Genomic DNA, 21126 nt, shown 5'->3' on the forward strand with positions numbered 1-21126 from the left:
CTGAGTTCGCTGAGATCGCGGCGTCTCTCTCGGACGAGGAGCCTGAGTAGGAAATGGCGCGGACCGTCGGCGAGTTGCTATCCGCCTACGCGGAAATCCTTGCGGAGCTACGTGAGCGCGGCGTGGTGCGATCCGCCAACGCTCCCGCAGGCGACTACGCCGAATGGCTCTGCTCTCGTGCCCTTGAGGCCACCTTGGTCGACAACTTCTCGGTGAAGTCCCATGACCTGGTGCTGGCCGACGGTCGGCGGGTCCAGGTGAAAACGCGGGTGACTTCTGAGCCACCGAAGGCAGGTCAACTCCAGACCTCTCCGTTCCGATCGTGGGACTTCGATCTCGCTGCGTTCGTGCTGTTCCGTGACTACAACTACGCGGTTCGTCGGGCGGTTCTTGTCCCGGTGGAAGTGGTCAGAGCCCAGTCCAACTATCGCAGCCACGTGAACGGCTCAGTCGTGATGATGCGCGGCGCCCTGCTCGACCATGAGGATGCCGAAGACATCACGGATCGGCTCCGGGCGGCTGCCAGTGACGGTTAGCGTCGGGGGACGGGCCGGACGGGTGGCTCCGTGTCGCCGTTCCGGCCACAGGCCAACCGCATCCGCGATGCTGCCTACAGCCGCGACGATCTCAAGAAGTTCCTCATCGAAGCGGACTTCCAGGTCGGAACCGCACACAGCTTCCAAGGCGACGAACGGGATCTCATGATCTTCTCTCCGGTCGTCACAGATGGGATCGCCTACGGCTCGGTACGATTCTTGAACGCGAACTCGAACCTGTTCAACGTCGCAGTCACACGCGCACGTGCTGCACTCGTCGTCGTCGGTGACGCCAACTCTGAGGCGATCAAGGGGGTGACATATCTCGCAGCGTTCCGCGACTACGCAATGGATGTGAAGGATGAGCCAGCGCTTCTTGACGGACTCGTCAAAGTCGATCATGGCCCTACCTACCCGGACGTTGTGAATCCTGACCAGGTCTCGACATGGGAACGCCTCTTCTATCGGGAGTTGTACGCGGCCGGAATTGTCACATCACCACAAGTGCCAATTGAGAACTACCGCCTCGACTTGGCTGTCATCGATGGCGTCCGACGTCTCGACATCGAAGTTGACGGCGAGCACTACCACCGCGCATGGAGCGGGGAGCTCGCCAGACGCGATCAGCTGCGCAACCAGCGGTTGATCGAACTCGGCTGGGACATCCAACGGTTCTGGGTTTATCAGATCCGCGACGATATGAAGCGCTCGGTTGCTCGTGTCCGCTGGTGGCTCGAGAACGAGGGGCCGACGACTCGTAGCCGAGGCTGACAGTCGACGGCGCCGGTTGCCGAGGGCGACATTCAACCCGTTCAGGTGAACGGAGCCGTGACTCTGGGGTTCCAGCGGCCGGTGCCGACCCATCGGACGGCTTGCGTGGTGTCGAATCCTCCGGTCCCACTCGTGAGGCATCGTGTCGCGGTATTCGGGAAGCCGGTTCCGTTGATGACGAGGCGACCGCACTCCGGTCGGGTCGCGCACCGAGCGGAGTCAGTAATGTTGAATCAAACAGCGGTCAAGGATCCACAGCTGCTCCATACGATCATCTGGTGGTAGCCCACCATTACTTATGGCAGTAAAGGTCCCTTACACTGGTTTAGTGCTAACGGAACGGGAACAACAGATCGTCGACTTGCTCCGACGCGATCCGCTGATGGGAACCGACGCTTTGGCCGCGACACTGGGAACTAGCCGGGCCTCAATCAATGTGCACATTTCCAATCTTGGCAAGAAGGGCGTGATCCTTGGCCGTAGCTATGTCCTGGACGAGCGGCCCGGCGCTGTCGTTATCGGTGGGGCCAACCTAGACCTCAAGGCTCGCAGCAAGGCTCGGGCGTCTGGCCAGACCAGCAACCCCGGCCACGGCTCGATGGCGCCGGGAGGCGTAGCACGCAACATCGCTGAGAACCTCGCGCGGCTCGGCGACCGCGTGCACCTGATCAGCATTGTGGGGCGCGACCCCATGGGCGATAATCTGCTCGACCACACCGCGGCGGCGGGTGTACGGATCGAGCACGTAGTACGGACCGATCGGCCGACTGGCACGTATACCGCGGCGTTGGACGTCGACGGTGAATTGATTGTCGCGATTGCTGATATGGAGGCGACCTCCGAGCTCGGACCGGAGCAGCTCCACAACGCACGCGACCTGATCGCAACTGCCGGGGTGCTGGTCCTCGACGGGAACCTGCGCCGCGACACCCTCGACTACGCACTCGATCTGGCCCCGGGCGTGCGCACAGTCTTCGAGCCGGTCAGTGTGCCCAAGGCGGTCGGTCTCAAGGAAGCAATCGACGCCCGGGTCTACGCCGTCACCCCCAATCGCGACGAACTTGCTGCGCTCACCGATTCGCCGACGCGCACGGACCGGCAGGTGCGCGCGGCAGCGCGTGCCCTGCATGCCCGCGGCATAGAATTGGTCTGGATCAGACTGGGCGAGCGTGGCTCGCTGCTCAGCACGACCGACCACGCCATCGAAATCCCTGCCATTCCGACCGTCGTGCAGGATGTCACAGGCGCCGGCGACTCGATGCTGGGCGCTTTCTGTCATGTGTTGCTCAAGGGCGGCTCGCCGGAGGAAGCCGCCCGATTCGGCCATGCTGCCGCCGCTCTGACCATTGCCAGTTCGCACACAGTGAGACCCGATCTGACCCCGCGCCTGGTTCAAGCTGCCCTCGACCAGAAGGAACAAGAGTGAATACCTCACACCCCGACCTCGTGCTCACCGACGAGGTGGCCACGGCATTGGATGAGCAGTTCCCCGTCGTTGCGCTGGAGAGCACCATCATCAGCCACGGAATGCCGTACCCCCAGAACGTCGAAATGGCCACGGAGGTCGAACGGATCATCCGTGAAGGCGGAGCCATCCCGGCCACAATCGCGGTCCTCGACGGACGCCCACGGATCGGGCTGGCCCACGATGACCTCCAGTTGCTCGCGACCAGCGTCGACGTGGCGAAGATCAGCACGCGCGACTTGCCGTATGTCGTGGCTCGGGGCACCCACGGAGCCACCACGGTCGCCTCGACGATGCGGTTGGCTTCGTTGGCGGGCATCTCCGTGTTTGTGACCGGGGGCATAGGCGGCGTCCACCGGGGAGCAGAGCGAACCTACGACATCAGTGCGGACCTGACCGAACTGTCGAAGACGAATGTGGCGGTCGTCTCCGCCGGGGTGAAGTCGATCCTCGATATCGGTCTCACCCTCGAGACCCTGGAAACACTGGGGGTACCAGTCGTCGCCTACGGAACCGATGACTTCCCTGCGTTCTTCTCCCGCATCAGCGGCCACGCAGCGCCGATGACGCTCGACACGCCCGCCGATCTCGCCGCCTTGATGGCCGCCAAGTGGCGGCTCGGCCTCGATGGTGGAGTCGCGATTGTCAACCCGATCCCGGCCGAGGACGAGATACCGGCCGAGGAGATCGGCGTGATCATCGAACAAGCCCTCACCGATATGGAAGCGAACGACATCCACGGCAAAGAAGCCACACCGTTTCTGCTTGGGCGGATCGTCGAAATCACCAAGGGAGCTAGCCTCGCAGCCAATATCGCGCTGGTGAATAGCAACGCAAGACTTGGCACACAGGTGGCCTGCGAGTACGCCGCCTTGTAGGCACCAGCGGAACTGTCAAAGCGGTGGTCGGCCGGTCCTGGCGCGAAGGCCGCGGGTTCGAATCCCGCCCGCGCTACGAAGGGGAACCTTGGAACACCTAATCAATCGATCTGATGGCTGTCTGTTTCGCTGAGGGTTTTGCGTAGGAGGGGCAGGGAGGCGCGGTCCTTGTCCCTGCCGGCTGCTTGTTTGCTGCGAATCACATCAGCCAAGGATGCCACCATGACGAAAAGTGCTGGCGATGTGCGGATTTGGGTGGAGTCGGCGGATCGTACGAGGTCTTTGTAGCCGGTTGTGCCGTCTGGCATGAAGACGAGATCAAGGTCGCCGTGGATCGTGGTCAATGTCCAGGAGTCCACGGATTGCAAGAAGCCCGGCTCTATCGGGAAGGCAAGCCCTTCGGGAGCTTCTGCGGTGCGTAGCTTGGCTTCAAGAGCCGTGAGCGCATCTGCGAGCTGGGTGAGGTTTTGGGCGTCGTTGGCTGGGGTGATGTCGATGTCCTGTGTGAGGAGCGGTGCGCCTCGGAGCCTTGCGGCGATGCCACCGATCACAATGAACTGCACATCGTGGTCGATGAGCACCTCGAGGAGGGCAACAGGATCGAACTCACGCATGTGCAGCGTCCTGCATAGCCGTTAGGGCATTGACGGCTCGTGCCATGGACCCGAGTCGTTGTTCGGGGGTGACGGCAAGCTCTCGTCTGATGAGGGCGATGTCGTGATCGTCTCGTGGGGTGATGCTGATCGTCAGGTCGAAACCGGCTGCTCGCACGGCCTGCTCGACCGTCTCCAGCGAAGGCGAGGTGCGACCCCTCTCCCATCGGGCAACCACAGGCTGGTGAGTTCCCAGACGGCGGGCGAATTCTGCTTGGGTCAATCCAGCCCGTTTCCGAGCTTCGGCGATGATCCTTGCACTAGACGACATGCCTCATATCATAAACGATATCGTTGTCATACCAGATACGATATTTATCGAGGGTTCCATCGCGATGGTCGTGGGAGTCGAGCGAGCCTCGGCGTCGTCGACCAGCGCCCAGCCGCTCAACCCGAGACGAATGCCTGCCGGGGGCGGGCCAATGGTTGCCTAATCCGGCTCGGCCTCGTAGAACTCGGCCATGCGCTGCTCCATCTCCGATTGCGACAGGTCTTCGATGTGCTGCGCGAGACCCCAAGTGTGGCCGAAGGGATCGGCCAGCCGACCTCCCTTGTCGCCGTAGAACTGCATCTCCAAGGGGTAGACAACCTCACACCCGGCTGCGACTGCCCGCTCCGAGAGTGCGTCGACATCGTCGGTGTAGATGAACAGGGCTGCTGACGACCCGCCCAGGTTCTTGGGCGATGTGGTTGGACCGTCTGGCCACTCGTCACCCAACATCACCACGGAGTTGCCGATCCGGATCTCTGCGTGGGCAACCATCCTGTCGGGTCCTTCCATGCGGGGTTCAATCTCGGTCGCTCCGAATGCGTTGATGTAAAAGTCGATTGCCTCTGAACATGGGCTGACGGTGATCGCGGGTGTCACCGTTCCGAGGCGATCCGGAATCCCCGAGGCTGTCATGGCTTCTCCCTGTGCCGGTCGTTTGATGTCGAATCTAGGCGATGGTGCCTTCAGGTCGTCGAGTCCGGGTCTTCGATTTCGGCCATGGATCGGAGAATGCAGAACTCGTTGCCCTCTGGATCGGCCATCACGACCCACGAGACATCCGCGCTCTGTCCCACGGACACTCGCCTGGCGCCGAGTGATTCAGCGCGGGCGACTTCGGCGGATTGGTCGTCGGGTCGTAGGTCGAAATGAAGCCGATTCTTGGTCGACTTGCTCTCCGGAACTCGAAGGAACAAGATGTCCGGCGACACACCATTTTCGGGGGAACCTGCCGGTGGTTCGAGCACGACCTCTTCGTTGTCTTCATGGGTTATGCGCCATCCGAGCAACTCGGCCCACCACCGAGCAATGGCTGCCGGTTCGTTCGAGTCCACGGAGATGGATTGCCAACGCATGACCATCGTCCCAGTATCGCAGATCGTTTCATTGAATTGTTTCCATCGTTCTTGTGGCGGCTCCGTCCCCTTCGGATTGCGAAGCCGATGCTTGCGCAGGCCAACGGCAGCGACTGTCGCAGCCGTACCGCGATTGAGGATTCGCTCGGCGGTAGCAGCGGGCTGTCGGTGGAGATCGCTTTCACGGCTCAAGCCGGGCGACGCGGCTTGAACCAGCCGGTCACTTGACGCGTTCGAACAGGTCGGCGAACGGTGAGTTGGTGTAGCCGATCCCTCTGCCGAGTTTGTGGAGCCGTTCAACGGTGACGGGTTGCGGCTTCTTCGGGACGAAGTAGGAGTCCAGCTGTTGATCGTCGATGCGGTAGCCACGGGTGCCGCCTGACTTGACCACCGCACCAAGCCGGTACCGATCGTCGATCGAAGCCATTGCTGCATCACCGTGGCTCGGGTTGACCAGCAGCTGCCCACCGACTCGCAGGTAGCGGGTGCAGTGTTCCGACACGAAACCCGCATACAGCGACACCAGCAGGTCGTAGGACTCGTCGGCGAGACCCAAGTCCTCTCGGTAATCCCCCGCAATGAACTCGAGCGTTCGCTTTCCGACGCTGGTTTGGCATGCCGAAACGATCTCACCAACACCTTCGACATCGTCGAAGAAGGTCGCCGCCCTGTGATCGGAATCGATGTAGGTGACGGCGGGGAAGACGAATGAGGCCGCAACATCGACGAACGACCCCGGATAGAGCACTCGTGACGCTTCGATGTGTGTCGCCACCGCGGCGAACAAACGCCGCCGGTCACCGTGGTGTCGATCCTGACTCGACCACAGCGTCTCAGTTGACGACCTCATCCGGTCACGATAGGAGCCGAGGCGTTCGCTGACAGCTGCGGGTACAGCCGACCGCGAGGGAATGGCGGAATGGCGGGGGAAACGGCGAGACTGGGGCTCATGATGCGAGCGGGTACCCATGGGCCTTCCTGACAGCGATCTTCCTGACGCCGATGTGCACGAACGACACTCGCGGTTTCGATCCGGCCGTCTTCAGCCCGGACCTTGGGTTTGGGCGCTCGTTTCCGCTGTGCTCCTAATGGCAGTGTCGGGAAGGCATGGCTTTCATCGGGATGAGCTCTACTTTGTGGTTGCTGGTCGGAATCTCGCGTGGGGTTTCATCGATCAGCCACCCTTCACACCCTTGGTCGCCCGAATCTCGGAGCTTGTCGGCGGCACATCTCCGGTGGTGCTCCGTGTCCTTCCTGCCTTGGCGGTTGCGTCCGTCTCGCTGATGGCCGCCGCCATGGCCAGCCGCCTTGGAGGGGGTCGAGTCGCGCAGACATTTGCCGCGGCCACCGTCGGTCTTGCGGGGGTGCTCCTGGGCGAGGGCCATCTCCTGAGCACCGCAGTGTTCGACTTCGCCCTGTGGAGCGCCGCTCTCCTCATCCTGATCGTGCTCCTTGATGGAGGGTCACCGAAACTGTGGGTTGCACTGGGGCTCGTGATCGGTGTGGGGCTCCAAAACAAGCACACCATTGCTTTCCTGGCAGCCGCGATGCTTGTGGCGATCCTCCTGACGCCGCAACGCCGGATCCTGAGTGGCCGCTGGCCGTGGCTCGGCGCTCTCGTCGCAGGGGTCATCGCCTTCCCCAACCTGATGTGGCAGTGGGATCATGGCTTTCCCCAGTTCGAAATGGCTCGGGCCATCTCCAGCCGCAGCGACGGGCCGCTCGCATTCGTCTTCTATCAACCGCTTCTGCTGTCGGTCACGCTCGCAATCCCGGCCGCAATCGGCCTGTGGCGCCTCGCAAGGTCACCTACCTTGAAGACTTGGCGGTCCATCGCCATCGGCTATGGGCTCTTGTTCTCGGTGTTTCTTGTGACCGGTGCCAAGGCCTACTACATCGCCCCGATGTACCCGGCTCTCCTCGCTGCCGGTGCAGTGTGGTTCGAAGGGCTGTCGAGCGCACGGAGGCGCCTCGTGGCAGCGCTGGCGGGTGCCGGCATCGTGATCGGAGTCCTCATTGCTCTCCCTGTGACTCCGGTTCGTTATACATCGACGCTCGATGCAACAGGCGAGGTTGCCGAGACCGTAGGCTGGCCCGCTCTGGTCGAGCAGGTCGCTGCCGTCTACGAGACGATCCCTGAAGCCGATCGGGACCGCGTTGCCATATTCACCGCTTCGTATGGGGAAGCTGGCGCGATCGATGTGTTGGGTCAACCGGCTGGCCTCCCGGCGGCCAGTAGCGGTCACAACAACTATTGGCTATGGGGGCCGCCAGCACACCACGGGCCCATCGTCGGGGTGGGGAGGGTCGAGGAGGCATTGGCGCTCGTCTGTCCCGGATTCCGTCAGGTCGGCGCGATTTCCAACCCGTATGGTGTCAACAACGAAGAGGCCGGACTTCCCATCTATCTCTGCACCGAACCGCAGAAGCAGCTTTCCGACATCTGGGACCAGGTGAGGCACTACAACTGACCCCATGAGATACATCCTCTTGATTGTCGGTACCTTCATTGTGTTGCTCACGGTGCTCTGGCTCGGGCAGCGGCGGCTCATCTACTTCCCGGACCGAACGCAACCGCGTCTCAACGCCGAGGGTTGGGAAGAGATCACCTTCGAGACCGACGACGGCCTCATCCTCTCGGCCTGGTTCGCCCCGCCGCCGGAGGATGCGCCGATCGTGTTGGTCCTTCCGGGGAACGCGGGGAACCGTCGCGACCGCATCTCGCTTGGCTCCGCCTTGGTTGAGAAGGGGAGGGGTGTGCTCTTGGTGGACTACCGGGGATACGGCGGAAACCCCGGCTCTCCCAATGAAGACGGCCTGGCTCGCGACGCCCGCGCCGCGGCGCATTGGGTGGCGTCGGCGGCTCCGAACAACCCCGTGATCTACTTCGGTGAGTCGCTGGGCGCGGCGGTCGCCGTGGAACTCGCGACCGACCTCCCGCCAGCAGCCCTCGTGCTGCGCTCGCCGTTCACCTCCCTGGGAGATGTCGCCTCTGCCCACTATCCGTACATCCCGGCACGCTGGCTCCTGCGCGACCACTACCCGTCGATGGACCGCATGGGCGACATCGATACTCCGGTCACCGTCATCCTGGGAACGGACGACTCAGTCATCCCGCCTGAGCAGAGCCGTCGCCTCTCCGAAGCGGCGTTGAATCAGCATCAACTCGTGGTCGTCGAGGGCTCCGATCACAACGATCCCGAACTGTCCTACGGCCCGCAGGTCATCGCTGCAGTCCTCTCGGCCTTCTAGTGCCCCGACCGGCAATGTTTGCCGCGTTGACGGCGGCCAGATGACATCGCTGGCGGCGTCCTCGTCTTCGACGCATCCCCTGATGCGCCTTCGTCTTGCGTCCTGGCCAGCCATGCCCCTGGCTCGACTTCAACATCGCCAACGAAACCGGACAGGCACGAGCGATAGCGCCGCGCTGACGAGTCCGATCGCACTGAGATGCTCGACAGATGGCAAGCGACACGGCGAACCATTCCGGTGCTCGTTCGTCGCCGGATTCGGACCGGGGCGACTGACCGCGGGGACTCCAGATTCTGCCAGTGGATCGCACAATCGGGCGACTACCCTTTGGGGTAGGGAGACGATGGGAGAGGGCCGATGACCGACGAACAGCGACAGTGGGCAATCAAACGGATCAAGGAGAAGCGAGCCTTCTGGACCCACCTCGTGGTCTACGTCGCCGTCAACGCCTTCCTCGTCGCGATTTGGGCGATCACCGACCGCAGCTATTTCTGGCCGGCGTGGGTCATGCTCGGTTGGGGCATCGGTCTCGTTGCCCACGGATTGACTGTGTGGTTCGGTCCCTCCGACATCACCGAGGAGAGGATTCAGAAGGAGCTGCGAAGGCGTCGCAGCGGGTGAGGTACCGAAACCGTTTGCGATGACAGACTCCTCCGATCAGCAGACCTCGCGAAATCTCTGCCTCCTCGGGGGGCAGCGGTGTGCTACGGTGATGGTGAAAGCCCGAGGGGCTCTGGAGAGTCGGGTTGTCCCGGCTGAGACCTCGTAAACCAGCGAGGATATCCATCGAACCTGAACCGGATCATGCCGGCGCAGGGATCGAGTTCCTCGGGCTTTCTTGATGAATCCGCCGCCACCGCGGCCGCTTCCCTACTTTCTCTCCCGTCCGTGGTCGCGCCTTGCTCGAGAGCCCGCTTGGTGTACGGCTTGCGATCGGAGTAGTTATCACATATGATAAGTATATGGTCCATATGAGTGCAACACTGAGAACGGTCTTGGCGTCGGCTGCACTGCTGCAGGAGGTCGTGCCTGACGCCGTGTTGGTGGGTGGAGCAGCTGCGGCGCTGCATGCCGGTCACCGAGACTCGTTTGATCACGACCATGTCCTTGCCGATTTGGTGGAGCGGTACGAAGCCGTACTGGAGGCAGTCGAGGCGACAGACGGGTGGGCAACCTCAGTGCGGGCTTCGAAACCGCCGTTCACGATCATGGGCAGCTTGTGGGGTGTTGAGGCAGGCCTTCGCCAGATGCGCCGCACCCGACCGCTCGAGACCTGTGAGATTGACCTGGATGAGGGGGCGGTTGTGGTGGCTCCAACGGCACCAGAGACACTCCGTGTGAAGGCGTTTCTGGTCGTGCAACGCAATGTGGTTCGTGACTATCTGGATGTGGTGGCACTCACTGAACACCTCGGATTCGGCAACGCCGTCGAGATCCTCTCCCGGATCGACGACTACTACACGGATCGATCAAACGAGCACGGCTCAGTCCTGACCTCGCTCGTGATCGCCCTTGCTGATCCCGCACCTCGGGACAGCGAGGTGATCGGCGAGCTTCCCCGCTACAAGGGACTCAAGGAGCGATACCACCGCTGGGAAGATGTGGTCGAGCTGTGCCAAGCCCTGGCGCTTCGACTCGGTGGTGCTCTTTAATGCCGATCACCTTCCGCAATGTCGACGCATCACCAACCGACGATGTCCGAACACTGCCGTATGAGGCACTGGTCACCCTGGTTGATCGCGGGCTTGTTGCCGACTGGAAGCCGCTGTTTCGCGAGATGCGCCGTTCGCCGTGGGGGAAGGTGGCCCGGCGCGTCGAACACTATCTCTCATACCGCGAACCCGATGGTGTGAGCACCCTATTTGCCCTCGCGATCGAGCATGCCCGCAGCGATGCCGAGGCCGCTGATCGAGTCGAGGTGGCCGCCCGGATTCGAAGAGCCGCTGACGACTCGGGAATCACCAACGCCGAATTCGCTCGGCTTGTCGGAACGAGTGCCTCCCGGTTGAGCACATATCTGAGAGGCACGGTCATCCCATCGGCCTCCATGTTGGTGCGAATCGAGCGTTGCGGCGAATACGGTGACGGTGGCGACGGCTGATGGTGCTCCCTGACGAAGTCGCCGAGCCCCGGGTCCCCGCAGCGCCCTCCGATTCCCTTCTGTGGGTGGCTCCGGTCGAACACCAACCCTCGGCAGGCGTGAGATCGAGCCGATCATCGCGAACGCCGGCGAGATGCCCCTATCCCGCCGGGTCGAGATCGAGGGATCGCATCCGTCAGAGCAACCACACGGCCAGCTCGGAGTCGTCGTCCGTACGGGCGCGTTGGTGTCTTGAGGCTTGGTCGATACCTTCGATGATGAGATCGAGCCCGAACTCGAAGGAGTCACCGAAGTCGTAGCCCGGTTGGAGGACATGCTCGATAGCCAGCTCTGCCAAGTGGGGATACTCGTCGAACGGCATCGAGGCTGCGATCTCCGCAGCGGCCTTTGGCAAGTCTTCACCGGCGCCAGCGCCGGGGAGCGTTGCCTCCTCGAATGCGAAGCCGTAGATGAAGCTGTCGAGAACTGCGTATGCGTGCGCGGTCAACGCGATCGATAGGCCACCTCGTCGCAGACACCCGATGACGGCGTCGTGATGCCGAAGGTTCGCCGGACCGGGGGAGGGCCCGGACTCCATCAACGGGGCGGCCCATGGGTGGCGGTTGAGGACCGCGCGTGCCGACACGCACCGCCTGCGGATGGCCGTCTTCCAGTCCAGGTCCTCAGGCGGCAGCTCGATCTCGGCAAAGACCAGCTCGACGATCCCGTCGATGATCGCCTCCTTCGAAGGAATGTGGTGGTAGAGCGTCATCGGTGCGGTCCCGAGCACATCGGCAAGCTTCCGCATCGTGAACGCCTCAAGCCCGTGCTCGTCGGCGAGACCAACCGCCGCTTCGAGAATGAGGGTTTGGGTGAGACGCTCCTTGCTCGTGGCCATGTACCGCATCTCCGGATTGCACATTGACGATCGTACTAAGTACGAGTAGCATCATAGTCTAGCCGTACTAAGTACGGTAATCAAGTCTTGGAGGAAGCATGGGACGGCAACATACGACCAGCGACGCAGCAGGCGCTACATCAGCCCCCCGAATGAAGGCCGTCGTCCAGCGGGCGTACGGGTCCGCCGACACGCTCGAACTCGTGGAGGTCGATAGTCCCGAGATCGGGCCAACCGAAGTGCTGGTCGAGGTCTGGGCCGCAGGGGTCGATCGAGGCGTGTGGCACATCATGACCGGACTGCCGTACCTGGTTCGCATCATGGGCTATGGCCTCAGACGACCAAAGACGGCCGTTCTCGGGTTCGATCTGTCAGGGCGCGTCGTCGCCGTCGGCGCCGAGGTTGAACGGTTCGAGGTCGGGGACGAGGTCTTCGGCATCGGCCGGGGCTCATTTGCCGAGTACGCGGTCGCAGACGAATCGAAACTGGTTGCCAAGCCAACAGGGATCACCCACGCGGAAGCGGCCGTTGCTGCGATCTCAGGCACCACAGCAGTCCAAGCGGTGACTGATGTCGGAAGGCTCGAACCCGGTCAGACCGTGCTGGTGATCGGCGCCTCGGGTGGCGTCGGGAGCTACGCCGTTCAGCTTGCCAAGGCCCTTGGTGGAACCGTCACGGGCGTCGCACGAGGCGCCAAGGCCGGATTCGTGCAGGACCTCGGCGCCGACTATGTCATCGACTACACCAAGACTGACTACTTGGACGGCGCCAGCCGGTACGACCTCATCGTCGACGCCGGCGGCGGAAACCCGGTGAGAAAGCTGCGTCGGGCGCTCACCCGGCATGGGACACTGGTCATCGTCGGTGCCGAAGGCGGTGGGCGCTGGACGGGCGGCGTTGGTCGATCGCTCCGAGCGTTCATCCTGTCGCCGATGGTTCCCCAGCGACTCACCTCGTTCATCGCCAAGGAAGGGCACGAACACATCGCGCGGGTCGCGGAGTACCTCAGAACCGGTGAGATGGTGGCAGCCGTTGGGGAGCGGTTCGAGCTCGCCGATGCCGCAGAGGCGCTTCGCAGACTCGAAGCTGGCACGACCAGCGGCAAGTCCGTCATCATCGTGAAAGCGGACCATGAATCGTGAACACCTGATGGGAATCGGTCCGTGGTCCGTCTCGGGGCGGGGATCCGATACGGTGTGGCTACGGTTGGACACCGCGGAGGCAGCAACATGGCGGTGATCGTCGTCGACGAGTTGACCAAGAGCTACGACGACAGGGTCGTTGTCGACGATGTGTCATTCACGGTGGAGGAGGGCGAGATCTTCGCCATCCTCGGGCCAAACGGGGCGGGCAAGACGACGACGGTGGAATCGATAGCGGGGCTGCGCACGCCCGATTCCGGGCACATCGAGGTGTTCGGCTTCGATCCGCTTGCCGATCGGGTCCAGGTCCGGAGCCGACTCGGCGTGCAACTCCAAGAGAGCCGTTTCCAGGACCGCATCAAGGTGCGGGAGGTCATCGAGACATTCGCCTCGTTCTAGCCCGAACCCCTCGGTGTCAGTCAGCTCCTTGACCGTCTCCGACTCGACGACAAGGCCGATACGAGGTACGCGAGACTGTCCGGGGGCCAACAGCAGCGCGTCTCGATCGCGGTTGCCCTCGTTGGTCGACCTCGCGTCGTCATCCTCGACGAGTTGACGACCGGTCTGGATCCGCAAGCCCGACGAGAAACATGGGGCTTGGTCGAAGAGCTTCGCGATGGCGGTGTGACGATCGTCCTTGTCACCCATTTCATGGAGGAGGCAGAGCGGCTTGCGGACCGCCTTGCGCTGATCGACGAGGGGCGACTCGTGGCGCTCGACACCCCCCGCGGGCTTGTCGAGCGTGTAGGTCTGGAGCAGCGACTTCGGTTCGTCACCGCAGAGATCGTCGAGGACGCGTGGCTCGAAGCCCTCCCGGAGGTCACCGGGGTGACCCGGGCCGGAAGCGAGATCGTGGTAACCGGCAACGACAAGATGCTGTTTGCCGTTGTGTCCCTCCTTGCCGGTCGTGAGATCGTCCCCGACCGGCTCCAAGTCGACCAGCCCACCCTCGACGACGCGTTCGTCGCCATCACCGGGCGCCGCCTCGACACGGCTGAGGAGCTGTCATGAAGGCACTCACCGCGCTCACCAAGTCCCAGTCGAAGGTCTTCTTGCGGGAGCCGCTGTCCGTCTTCTTCGGTCTGGTGTTCCCGGCGCTGCTCCTCGTCATCATCGGAACGGTCTATCCGGGTGCCACGGATCCGGACCCGGGGTTGGGAGGTCGCAGTCTCGTCGAGGTCTATGCCCCCGTGAGCATCGCCCTTGGACTGGCTACGGTTGCGCTCTCCCTCCTTCCCGCGACGCTCGGTGGCGATCGGGAGCGGGGCATCCTGCGACGACTATCGACAACTCCCGTTCACCCCAGGACGCTTGTGGCTGCTCACCTGATTGTGCAGTTTGTCGTGGTGACCATCGCTGCGGTTGCGGCCGTCTTGCTCGGGATGCTGGTCTTCGACATCCCGTTTCCCGAACTTCCCTGGTGGTTCGCCGTCTCCTACGCGTTGGGGGCGGTCTGCCTGCTGACGGTCGGATCGTTGATCGGGGCCGCGGTGTCAACGGCGAGCTCGGGTCAGGCGCTCGGGATGCTGTTCTACTTCCCATTGCTCTTCTTCGCAGGGGTCTACATCCCGCTCGAGGTGATGCCAGAAGGGATTCGGACCGTGAGCAGCTATACCCCGAGCGGGGCAGCCGTGCAGGCCCTTTCGGCGAGTTGGGCGGGGACTGTGCCCGCAGCGTCGAGCGTCGTAATGATGGTGGTGTATGTGGTGGTGCTCGGTTCAGTGGCCATATGGATCTTCCGCTGGGACTGATCACCTACACGGTGGCGGTGTCACCCCAGTCGAGATCGAGGACCTCGATGTCGGCGTCGGCGAGCGCCCCACTCACCAACTGACGGATCCAAGCCCGTCCGCGTGCGCTCAGATAGAAGTCGTGGATGGGCACGACCTGGGCCGGTCGAAGCCGCTTGGCGAACTCGACGGCACCCGTGGCCGAATCCCACGGGACAAGGATCGGGAGAGCGAGGACGGGTGCAGTGCTCGTTGGGTCACGACTGTCCCCTGGGTGGGTGAACACATCGTCAACTGTGAAGGCCCGATTGGGAGGTTGTGACCCGTTCGGGATCTTGCCGTGGAGGACATCCTCGACGCTGAATCCCGCCGGGACTTCCGTCGACACATCGATGTCGTGCGCGGCCAGCAGGTCCGCAACTGCCTGGTTCGAATGCACCGCTACATCGTCGCCACGGCCGATCAGCCACTTCACGAAATCGGGATGGACATGATCCCCGTGTTCGTGGGTGATCGCGACGGTGGTGATGTCACCCAACGAATCGAGATCGACCTCGCCGGATAGGAAACTGTGGAAGCCCGGATCGAACAGGGTCGCAGTGATATCAGTGACGATGCTGACACAGGAATCCGTGAGTCGTGTGATCGTTGCCATGCCACCAAACATAGTTGCCGAGACCGACCGTGATGACGCTCGGCTCGCTCGCTGCGCGGCGTGAGGTGAGCGACCTGCATCGGTTGCCTTTCGGGCGGGCTCGCTCGTCGACATCTCGTGTGCGGACCGGCATGCCCATTCGGCATCCGACCGATCGCCGAACCTACGATGTCACCGTTGGCTCGCTGTCACATATCCGAAGCGGCGTTTCAACAGGAAGCTCGCTTGCCATCTGCATGTGCTGTTTGGCGAAATCGATCGCCCAGTCCACATCAGCCGGTCCCCGGATCCAGCCGCCCTGCGTCAAGGTATCCAGGAACAGCTCGATGTACTCCGACGGCGACATGTCGAGGTCTCGGACGACGAAAGTTGTCGTGGCCTTATGACTCACGAACCCACCAACGGAACGGTCGCATCCACAGTCGGGACAGTCACACGTCAGCGGTGGTAAATGAACCAGCTCACCGGGGATGGTGAAGGAGAAGTCGCTTTCAAGTTCCGAGGTCTGCTCAGCAACGAATACTCTCACGGGGGCATCCTTTCGGTCGTGGCTCGATCGTATCTCACGGCTGTGACAGGATCGAACAGCTCGGAACAACGAAGGGCCCCCTTGCCGGGCGCCGCCCTCGCCACCGAGACCTGCCTCAGCGACGCGGCGATGCGGGTGACGGCAAGTGGTGCGACAGCTCGGCCAGATCGGCGACCGTTGCCGTTGCGGATGGGAACTCGGAGGGTCGATGGTTCGTGATTCCGATGAATCCGGTACCCGCGGCGCGAGCGGCTTCCATGTCCCATGTGGAGTCGCCAACCATCGTTGCGTCCGAACGAGATACGCCCAAGAGCCGGCACGCTTCGATGAGCTGGTCGGGGGCAGGTTTGGGGCGCAGGTCATGGCGTCGGCCAACGACCGTCGTGAACGGAACCGCGTGTGTCTCCAGCGCGCGCCGCGCCGCGTCGGGCCCCACAAGGGTGACGACCGCGACCGGTGTGTCCGCGACGGCATCGATCAGGTCTCCGAGTCCCGTCATCGGTCGGGACCGGGGAACTGCTGCGAGTTCGTGGTGCTCGATGCTGTCCGAAAGGGCCTGCCAGCGGGCATCCCCGGCCAGGGCCACGAGAGCTTCCATGCAGATCCTTGCCGGTGCATCCCAACTCGTGTCCGGAGCGCCCGGTTCTGACCACTGCCCGACCAGGGTCCTTGCATCTTCGAGCGCAGCGCCGTAATCGGTGTGGCCCTGAATATCGATCAGTGTCCAGTCGAGATCCAACAACAGCGCTTGCATGCCGATGCACTGTAGACAGCGGGTGGGTTCCCCGCAGGCATCGACCGAGGGTGACCGCGACGCCTCCGCGGTGTTTGTCAGCAGGCGATTCCGAGGCATGGAGTCGAATCACGCGCCCTGTGTGTGTCGATCACAGATAGAATCGACTTCAGAGCGGCGGCCGGGGGCGTCAACCTGCATGCTCACAACGGAGGCCTGATGAAGGCGTATGGACTGAAGACAACGACCGCCCTATCGATGGAAGACGCAGAGGCTGCGGCACGCCAGGCACTGGCTTCGGAGGGGTTCGGGGTGCTCACCGAGATCGATGTTGCCGCCACCCTTCGGGAGAAGCTCGGTGTAGACAGGTCCCCATACCGGATTCTCGGTGCGTGCAATCCACGACTCGCCGAGCAGGCGCTCGAGTCGGAATCCGATGTGGGGCTGCTGTTGCCGTGCAATGTGGTGGTCTACGAGGATGGCGAATCGACGGTCGTGGCAGCCCTCGACCCGGGCATCATGGTGGATCTGACCGCCAACCCGGAGCTCGAAGCCATCGCTTCCGAAGCAAGGGAGCGCCTTGGCAGGGTCATCGCTGCGGTGCCGTCCGGGTAATTGTCGAGACGCCATCGTGAGCACGGATGTCGTTGCGGTCGTTGAGATACCGAAGGGGAGCCGCAACAAATACGAGATGGATGCCGCGACCGGCCGGATCTTCCTGGATCGGATGCTGTTCACCGCGACACGCTATCCGGCCGACTATGGCTTCGTGGAAGGCACTGCAGCCGAAGACGGTGATCCGCTCGATGTGCTGATCCTGGTGGGAGAGCCGACCTTCCCGGGATGTCGGATCGAGGTTCGGCCGATCGGCGTCTTCTTGATGGAAGACTCGGGCCTTCGCGATCACAAGGTGATTTCCGTTCCGGCAGGGGACCCCCGGTGGGCCGATATCGTCGATATCGAAGATCTCGATGTGCACCTGCGCCGCGAATTGGAGCACTTCTTCGAGGTATACAAGGCGTTGGAGGACAAGAAGACCGCAGCATTGGGGTGGCAAGGAGTCGCAGAGGCCCGCGACATCATCGACGCCGCACGAGAGGCATTCCGCGAAGCCGAGTGATGCGGGAGGGCTCCCTCCTCGCCAGACAGCTTCTATTATTCCGCCGCGGCGATGGAGCTCGCCGAAAGCGCCCGACGGGCTGATGGCTCCTATTGAGACCACCCATCGAGGAGCCTCGTGTTTGAGCGGACCCGCGAACGACGACGATCTTGTACGGACCTGATCCGGCGGCTCGCGGCGCCCGGAGCGGTGATGGCCGGTGGCCTCCTGGGATCGGGTCTGCGGGTGGCAGTCGTTGACCTGCTCCCGACAACTCCGGGCCGTTTCCCGACGACCACGCTTGCGGTGAACCTCGCAGGTTCGCTCCTCGTCGGTTTCTACCTCGCTCGGCGGCAACGCGCCGTCATCGCCGAGTGGTCGCTACGGTTCTGGGCGATCGGGGTGCTCGGCTCGTTCACCACCTTCTCGATGTTCAGCGTCGAGGTGTTCGGGCTTCTCGACATGGACGCGACTGTGGTTGCCGTCGGCTATGTCGGGGCATCGCTGCTCGGGGGCGTCGCGGCGGCGCTTGTCGGTAGACGGCTCGGAACGGTGGGCTGGTGACGATCGTTGTGGCCGTCGTGGCAGGATCGGTCGGAGCTGTGGTGCGCTACGGGCTATCGGGCGCCGTTCAGCGTCGCAGCAGCTCCCTGCTGCCGCTCGGCACCGCCGCTGTGAACCTCGTCGGAGCGTTCCTGTTGGGGGTCGTCGTCGGGATCGGCGCCAGTACGCTGTGGTCGGTTGCGACGATGGGCCTCACGGGCGGCCTGTCGACCTTCTCAACATGGATGGTCGAGACCGTCGAGCTCGGTGTCAATCCGAGGCCGACACGACGGGCCATCGTGAACCTCACGCTGATGACCGTGCTGGGGGTCGTACTGGCGGCTGCCGGTTACTACCTCGGGAATTGACAGGAGCACATCGTGGACCACGAAACTGACAATCGACTGCTCCGGATCTACATCGGAGAATCCGACACCTACGAAGGGCAGCCCCTGTATCAGGCCATTGTCGGGGCCATCCGTACGGCGGGACTCGCCGGCGCGACGGTGCTGCGCGGTATCGAGGGTTTCGGCAAGTCCAGCCACCTCCACACCGCACACATCCTGCGGCTGTCCGAGGACCTTCCGATCGTGATCGAATGCGTCGATACCGCAGACCACATCGAGGCCATCTTCCCCGTGCTGGACGAGATGATCGGCGACGGATTGGTCACCATGGAACGAATCGAAGTCCGGACCTACCGCGCCGAACCCACCGAACCCTGACAGTTGCGGGCGGCGTAAGTCTTGGCGGTGTCGATCCGTGACCGATCGAAGCGTCGCCTTCGCGTCCACCCCAGGAACACGCTTGCCCCGACCGCGGCTACGGCTGCAGCCGTGTTGAACACGATATCAACGGGATCGAAGACACGGTTCGGTACGACGACCTGAATCAACTCGTCGACGAAACCGAGGAGCGTGGTGGCTCCGATGGCGAGCCATGCCGGTCTCGGCACGGGACGCCCATTCCGGCGTCGCTCCAGCAGAGCTTGGTAGATCAGGACGGCGACCACGGCGTACTCCATCAGGTGACTGCGCTCGACGGGGCTTGCAAGGCGAGTGACCACGAGGACGAGAGTGGCCCCGATACCGAGCCACACGAAGATCTCGGCGACGCCGACAGACCGCTTGATGCCCTGGGTGGCGATCGTGGCAAGCACCAAAAGGGCACCGACGACGAAGGTCGTTGCGTTGAGCGCACGATCACCGATGAGTTCCGCGAGCGCCCCCGCAAGCCCGAGGGTGAGATAGATCAAGGCCACCACAGCGAATGCGAAGAACCACAACATCCGCTCTCGTTGTGAAGTGAACCATGAGTGCCGGGGACTGTCCGTCATCGATCGGATTGGTTCATGGTGATCCGTTTCCAATTGTCTGCCCGAGGACGGGCCGAGTCTACGCGGGTACCCACCGGGCAAGCCTGAACGACGGGCTGGCCCGGTTCGGTATCGTGTGAGTCCGAAGCCTTGCACCACGAGCGGCGAGGGCACGGCCGTCGACCCCAGAGAGGAGCATTCGTGATCGGAACCCCCGCTGCGCCGACGACTCGGCCTTCTCTCTTTGCCGGATCGACGGACGGACTTCGCTGTTTCGTCGACGACCGAAACCCGAGGCAGCGATGATCGACGGTCGCGATGGCGGAGCCAACTTTGTTGGCGCCGTATTCGCCCCGACGCCGTTTTCGGCTGACGAGATCAGGGACGGTTGTCCGCGCGGGCGCGAGGTGACCGTTCGGGTCGAAACGGCAGACGAGGATCCGTACCTGCGTCGGATCTGTTTCGTTGCAGTGGATGCGATCGGTGCAACCCAGACGCTGTCGCAATTCACCCTCGACGGGGACCCGATCGGCGAGACGAAGACGGTCTACGCGACATGGAAAGACCTCCAGGCCCACGCCTCGTTCCCGCGAGACAGGACAACGATCGACCGTGAGACGATCGAGACTCCGATGGGATCGCTCGAGTGCCTGCGCTACACAGTTGATGAAGACGGCCGACTCCGGGTCTTCTGGTTCGCTGTTGCGATCCCGGGTATGCCGGTGCGCTTCACCGTCACGGAAGACGGAACCGTCACCGACACCAGCACGATGGTCGCCAACACCGCTCCGTAGGACTCCTTTGGCCCTCGGCTTCGCTCGCGGGCGAAGCTTGCGATGACGATGGTCGAAGATCGGCCGGTGGCATACTTGACGGGTCGATCGAAAGGCACTCGGAATGTCAATGAAGCCCACATTTGCGCGCCGCGACCTCAGCCGCCTGCACGGAACCTTCGGCTCGGATGCCTTCGGCAAGAAGGCGGAGTCATTCGCGAGGTTCTTCGGCACGCCGACCTTCCTCATCGTTCAGACGGCGGTTGTCGTGCTGTGGATCGTGATCAATGTGGCGGCTGTGTCCCTGCAATGGGATCCCTACCCCTTCATTCTCCTCAACCTCGCCTTCTCGCTCCAGGCCGCCTACGCGGCGCCGCTGATTCTGCTTGCGCAGACCCGCCAGGCAGATCGGGACAAAGCAATGAGCGAGACCGACGCCGAGCATCGAGAAGCGCTCGCGGCGGCGAACGAAGAGCGTCAGACGCTGGCGATGGACCTCTGGCAGAACATGAGCCGGATCCTCGAGGAGAACATGCGCCTCACCGAGGAAGTGAACGCGTTGACAGCCGAGATCCACTCCCGCCTGATCCCGGCATAGGAGACCCAACGGAGCCGGCTTGGGGATCGGGTTGCTCGGGACCTCGGCGCAAGCAGCACAACAACGCTACGGCCGTAATCGAACAAGCTTGAACGCAGGGATCGGCAACTACCCGCACAGGGGGCGCCAACC

Annotated in this window: 28 protein-coding genes, 1 pseudogene and 2 riboswitches; of the genes and pseudogenes, 19 read left to right on the plus strand and 10 right to left on the minus strand. The window is 63.0% G+C overall.

Annotated elements, in window-relative coordinates:
• Positions 1-53: 53 nt before the first annotated feature.
• From R2823_04760 to R2823_04775, 4 genes are all read left to right on the plus strand, one after another.
• Positions 54-536 carry a hypothetical protein gene (locus tag R2823_04760; protein ID MEZ5175499.1) on the plus strand — a complete coding sequence of 161 codons (483 nt, stop codon included), beginning with the start codon at positions 54-56 and terminating at the stop codon, positions 534-536.
• A gap of 30 nt (positions 537-566) precedes the next feature.
• Entirely contained in the window at positions 567-1307 is a 741-nt protein-coding gene (locus R2823_04765; protein MEZ5175500.1) for an AAA domain-containing protein, read from the plus strand.
• Between the two features lie 328 nt (positions 1308-1635).
• The gene (locus R2823_04770; GenBank protein ID MEZ5175501.1) at positions 1636-2733 is read left to right on the plus strand and encodes a PfkB family carbohydrate kinase; all 1098 of its coding nucleotides are present in this window, start codon (positions 1636-1638) and stop codon (positions 2731-2733) included.
• Positions 2730-3650 carry a pseudouridine-5'-phosphate glycosidase gene (locus R2823_04775; protein MEZ5175502.1) on the plus strand — a complete coding sequence of 307 codons (921 nt, stop codon included), beginning with the start codon at positions 2730-2732 and terminating at the stop codon, positions 3648-3650. Before R2823_04770 ends, R2823_04775 begins: the two co-directional genes overlap by 4 nt.
• 101 nt (positions 3651-3751) lie before the next feature.
• On the opposite strand, the gene R2823_04780 is transcribed toward R2823_04775, so the two are convergent.
• The 5 genes from R2823_04780 to R2823_04800 form a co-directional block, all read right to left on the minus strand.
• Positions 3752-4264 carry a hypothetical protein gene (locus R2823_04780; GenBank protein ID MEZ5175503.1) on the minus strand — a complete coding sequence of 171 codons (513 nt, stop codon included), beginning with the start codon at positions 4262-4264 and terminating at the stop codon, positions 3752-3754.
• Positions 4257-4574 (minus strand): helix-turn-helix transcriptional regulator, encoded by a 318-nt coding sequence (locus R2823_04785; GenBank protein MEZ5175504.1) that lies wholly within the window; start codon positions 4572-4574, stop codon positions 4257-4259. The genes R2823_04780 and R2823_04785 overlap by 8 nt, the downstream gene beginning before the upstream one ends.
• Positions 4575-4733: 159 nt before the next feature.
• On the minus strand, positions 4734-5207 hold the full coding sequence (locus R2823_04790; GenBank protein MEZ5175505.1) for a VOC family protein: 474 nt from the start codon (positions 5205-5207) through the stop codon (positions 4734-4736).
• A 50-nt stretch (positions 5208-5257) separates the two neighbouring features.
• Complete coding sequence (locus R2823_04795) at positions 5258-5653, minus strand: VOC family protein (protein ID MEZ5175506.1); 396 nt, start codon at positions 5651-5653, stop codon at positions 5258-5260.
• Positions 5654-5867: 214 nt separating this feature from the next.
• Complete coding sequence (locus tag R2823_04800; GenBank protein MEZ5175507.1) at positions 5868-6497, minus strand: hypothetical protein; 630 nt, start codon at positions 6495-6497, stop codon at positions 5868-5870.
• A 238-nt stretch (positions 6498-6735) separates the two neighbouring features.
• Here R2823_04800 and R2823_04805 point away from each other — a divergent pair, with 238 nt between their 5' ends.
• The 5 genes from R2823_04805 (at position 6736) to R2823_04825 (ending at position 11000) form a co-directional block, all read left to right on the plus strand.
• The gene (locus R2823_04805) at positions 6736-8118 is read left to right on the plus strand and encodes a glycosyltransferase family 39 protein (GenBank protein MEZ5175508.1); all 1383 of its coding nucleotides are present in this window, start codon (positions 6736-6738) and stop codon (positions 8116-8118) included.
• Positions 8119-8122: 4 nt separating this feature from the next.
• On the plus strand, positions 8123-8899 hold the full coding sequence (locus tag R2823_04810) for an alpha/beta fold hydrolase (GenBank protein ID MEZ5175509.1): 777 nt from the start codon (positions 8123-8125) through the stop codon (positions 8897-8899).
• Positions 8900-9256: 357 nt separating this feature from the next.
• Positions 9257-9520, plus strand: coding sequence for a 2TM domain-containing protein (locus R2823_04815; protein MEZ5175510.1), 264 nt, complete (start codon positions 9257-9259; stop codon positions 9518-9520).
• Positions 9521-9623: 103 nt separating this feature from the next.
• A riboswitch (TPP riboswitch) is annotated at positions 9624-9737 on the plus strand.
• A 124-nt stretch (positions 9738-9861) separates the two neighbouring features.
• On the plus strand, positions 9862-10551 hold the full coding sequence (locus R2823_04820) for a hypothetical protein (GenBank protein ID MEZ5175511.1): 690 nt from the start codon (positions 9862-9864) through the stop codon (positions 10549-10551).
• Positions 10551-11000, plus strand: a complete 450-nt coding sequence (locus R2823_04825; GenBank protein MEZ5175512.1) for a helix-turn-helix transcriptional regulator — start codon at positions 10551-10553, stop codon at positions 10998-11000. The genes R2823_04820 and R2823_04825 overlap by 1 nt, the downstream gene beginning before the upstream one ends.
• Before the next feature lie 175 nt (positions 11001-11175).
• Here the strand turns inward: R2823_04825 and R2823_04830 are convergent, their stop codons facing one another.
• Positions 11176-11886 carry a TetR/AcrR family transcriptional regulator gene (locus R2823_04830; GenBank protein MEZ5175513.1) on the minus strand — a complete coding sequence of 237 codons (711 nt, stop codon included), beginning with the start codon at positions 11884-11886 and terminating at the stop codon, positions 11176-11178.
• A gap of 89 nt (positions 11887-11975) precedes the next feature.
• Between R2823_04830 and R2823_04835 the strand changes: the two genes are divergently transcribed.
• The 3 genes and pseudogenes from R2823_04835 (at position 11976) to R2823_04845 (ending at position 14770) form a co-directional block, all read left to right on the plus strand.
• Positions 11976-13019 (plus strand): NAD(P)-dependent alcohol dehydrogenase, encoded by a 1044-nt coding sequence (locus tag R2823_04835; protein MEZ5175514.1) that lies wholly within the window; start codon positions 11976-11978, stop codon positions 13017-13019.
• An 87-nt stretch (positions 13020-13106) separates the two neighbouring features.
• Positions 13107-14030, plus strand: a pseudogene (locus R2823_04840) (ABC transporter ATP-binding protein).
• A complete protein-coding gene (locus tag R2823_04845; protein MEZ5175515.1) occupies positions 14027-14770 on the plus strand; it encodes an ABC transporter permease in 744 nt (247 codons plus the stop codon). Before R2823_04840 ends, R2823_04845 begins: the two are co-directional and overlap by 4 nt.
• A gap of 4 nt (positions 14771-14774) precedes the next feature.
• Here R2823_04845 and R2823_04850 read toward each other — a convergent pair whose 3' ends face one another.
• From R2823_04850 to R2823_04860, 3 genes are all read right to left on the minus strand, one after another.
• Positions 14775-15404 carry a hypothetical protein gene (locus tag R2823_04850; GenBank protein ID MEZ5175516.1) on the minus strand — a complete coding sequence of 210 codons (630 nt, stop codon included), beginning with the start codon at positions 15402-15404 and terminating at the stop codon, positions 14775-14777.
• A 163-nt stretch (positions 15405-15567) separates the two neighbouring features.
• On the minus strand, positions 15568-15795 hold the full coding sequence (locus tag R2823_04855; protein MEZ5175517.1) for a hypothetical protein: 228 nt from the start codon (positions 15793-15795) through the stop codon (positions 15568-15570).
• Between the two features lie 253 nt (positions 15796-16048).
• The gene (locus R2823_04860) at positions 16049-16687 is read right to left on the minus strand and encodes an HAD-IA family hydrolase (protein MEZ5175518.1); all 639 of its coding nucleotides are present in this window, start codon (positions 16685-16687) and stop codon (positions 16049-16051) included.
• Between the two features lie 198 nt (positions 16688-16885).
• On the opposite strand from R2823_04860, the gene R2823_04865 reads away from it, so the two are divergent.
• From R2823_04865 to R2823_04885, 5 genes are all read left to right on the plus strand, one after another.
• Positions 16886-17281 carry a DUF302 domain-containing protein gene (locus tag R2823_04865; GenBank protein ID MEZ5175519.1) on the plus strand — a complete coding sequence of 132 codons (396 nt, stop codon included), beginning with the start codon at positions 16886-16888 and terminating at the stop codon, positions 17279-17281.
• Between the two features lie 16 nt (positions 17282-17297).
• A complete protein-coding gene (locus tag R2823_04870; protein ID MEZ5175520.1) occupies positions 17298-17786 on the plus strand; it encodes an inorganic diphosphatase in 489 nt (162 codons plus the stop codon).
• A 38-nt stretch (positions 17787-17824) separates the two neighbouring features.
• Positions 17825-17885: riboswitch (Fluoride riboswitch) on the plus strand.
• Between the two features lie 93 nt (positions 17886-17978).
• Positions 17979-18329, plus strand: coding sequence for a CrcB family protein (locus tag R2823_04875; protein MEZ5175521.1), 351 nt, complete (start codon positions 17979-17981; stop codon positions 18327-18329).
• Entirely contained in the window at positions 18326-18676 is a 351-nt protein-coding gene (locus R2823_04880) for a CrcB family protein (protein MEZ5175522.1), read from the plus strand. The genes R2823_04875 and R2823_04880 overlap by 4 nt, the downstream gene beginning before the upstream one ends.
• A gap of 12 nt (positions 18677-18688) precedes the next feature.
• Complete coding sequence (locus R2823_04885; protein ID MEZ5175523.1) at positions 18689-19033, plus strand: DUF190 domain-containing protein; 345 nt, start codon at positions 18689-18691, stop codon at positions 19031-19033.
• On the opposite strand, the gene R2823_04890 is transcribed toward R2823_04885, so the two are convergent.
• On the minus strand, positions 19006-19596 hold the full coding sequence (locus R2823_04890) for a VanZ family protein (GenBank protein ID MEZ5175524.1): 591 nt from the start codon (positions 19594-19596) through the stop codon (positions 19006-19008). The two genes, R2823_04885 and R2823_04890, sit on opposite strands and share 28 nt — an antisense overlap.
• Positions 19597-19925: 329 nt before the next feature.
• Between R2823_04890 and R2823_04895 the strand changes: the two genes are divergently transcribed.
• On the plus strand, positions 19926-20417 hold the full coding sequence (locus R2823_04895; protein ID MEZ5175525.1) for a hypothetical protein: 492 nt from the start codon (positions 19926-19928) through the stop codon (positions 20415-20417).
• 109 nt (positions 20418-20526) lie between these two features.
• A complete protein-coding gene (locus R2823_04900) occupies positions 20527-20994 on the plus strand; it encodes a DUF1003 domain-containing protein (GenBank protein ID MEZ5175526.1) in 468 nt (155 codons plus the stop codon).
• Positions 20995-21126 lie beyond the last annotated feature (132 nt).

The sequence above is a fragment of the Acidimicrobiia bacterium genome (assembly GCA_041393965.1).
GTDB lineage: Bacteria > Actinomycetota > Acidimicrobiia > Spongiisociales > UBA5794 > UBA5794.

Coding starts and splice junctions, on each gene's coding strand:
- R2823_04760 (MEZ5175499.1), top strand. CDS start 54: ATGGCGCGGACCGTCGGCGAGTTGCTATCCGCCTACGCGGAAATCCTT.
- R2823_04780 (MEZ5175503.1), bottom strand. CDS start 4,264: ATGCGTGAGTTCGATCCTGTTGCCCTCCTCGAGGTGCTCATCGACCAC.
- R2823_04785 (MEZ5175504.1), bottom strand. CDS start 4,574: ATGTCGTCTAGTGCAAGGATCATCGCCGAAGCTCGGAAACGGGCTGGA.
- R2823_04790 (MEZ5175505.1), bottom strand. CDS start 5,207: ATGACAGCCTCGGGGATTCCGGATCGCCTCGGAACGGTGACACCCGCG.
- R2823_04795 (MEZ5175506.1), bottom strand. CDS start 5,653: ATGGTCATGCGTTGGCAATCCATCTCCGTGGACTCGAACGAACCGGCA.
- R2823_04800 (MEZ5175507.1), bottom strand. CDS start 6,497: ATGAGGTCGTCAACTGAGACGCTGTGGTCGAGTCAGGATCGACACCAC.
- R2823_04805 (MEZ5175508.1), top strand. CDS start 6,736: ATGGCAGTGTCGGGAAGGCATGGCTTTCATCGGGATGAGCTCTACTTT.
- R2823_04810 (MEZ5175509.1), top strand. CDS start 8,123: ATGAGATACATCCTCTTGATTGTCGGTACCTTCATTGTGTTGCTCACG.
- R2823_04815 (MEZ5175510.1), top strand. CDS start 9,257: ATGACCGACGAACAGCGACAGTGGGCAATCAAACGGATCAAGGAGAAG.
- R2823_04820 (MEZ5175511.1), top strand. CDS start 9,862: ATGGTCCATATGAGTGCAACACTGAGAACGGTCTTGGCGTCGGCTGCA.
- R2823_04825 (MEZ5175512.1), top strand. CDS start 10,551: ATGCCGATCACCTTCCGCAATGTCGACGCATCACCAACCGACGATGTC.
- R2823_04830 (MEZ5175513.1), bottom strand. CDS start 11,886: ATGCGGTACATGGCCACGAGCAAGGAGCGTCTCACCCAAACCCTCATT.
- R2823_04835 (MEZ5175514.1), top strand. CDS start 11,976: ATGGGACGGCAACATACGACCAGCGACGCAGCAGGCGCTACATCAGCC.
- R2823_04845 (MEZ5175515.1), top strand. CDS start 14,027: ATGAAGGCACTCACCGCGCTCACCAAGTCCCAGTCGAAGGTCTTCTTG.
- R2823_04850 (MEZ5175516.1), bottom strand. CDS start 15,404: ATGGCAACGATCACACGACTCACGGATTCCTGTGTCAGCATCGTCACT.
- R2823_04860 (MEZ5175518.1), bottom strand. CDS start 16,687: ATGCAAGCGCTGTTGTTGGATCTCGACTGGACACTGATCGATATTCAG.
- R2823_04865 (MEZ5175519.1), top strand. CDS start 16,886: ATGAAGGCGTATGGACTGAAGACAACGACCGCCCTATCGATGGAAGAC.
- R2823_04875 (MEZ5175521.1), top strand. CDS start 17,979: ATGGCCGGTGGCCTCCTGGGATCGGGTCTGCGGGTGGCAGTCGTTGAC.
- R2823_04890 (MEZ5175524.1), bottom strand. CDS start 19,596: ATGTTGTGGTTCTTCGCATTCGCTGTGGTGGCCTTGATCTATCTCACC.
- R2823_04895 (MEZ5175525.1), top strand. CDS start 19,926: ATGATCGACGGTCGCGATGGCGGAGCCAACTTTGTTGGCGCCGTATTC.
- R2823_04900 (MEZ5175526.1), top strand. CDS start 20,527: ATGAAGCCCACATTTGCGCGCCGCGACCTCAGCCGCCTGCACGGAACC.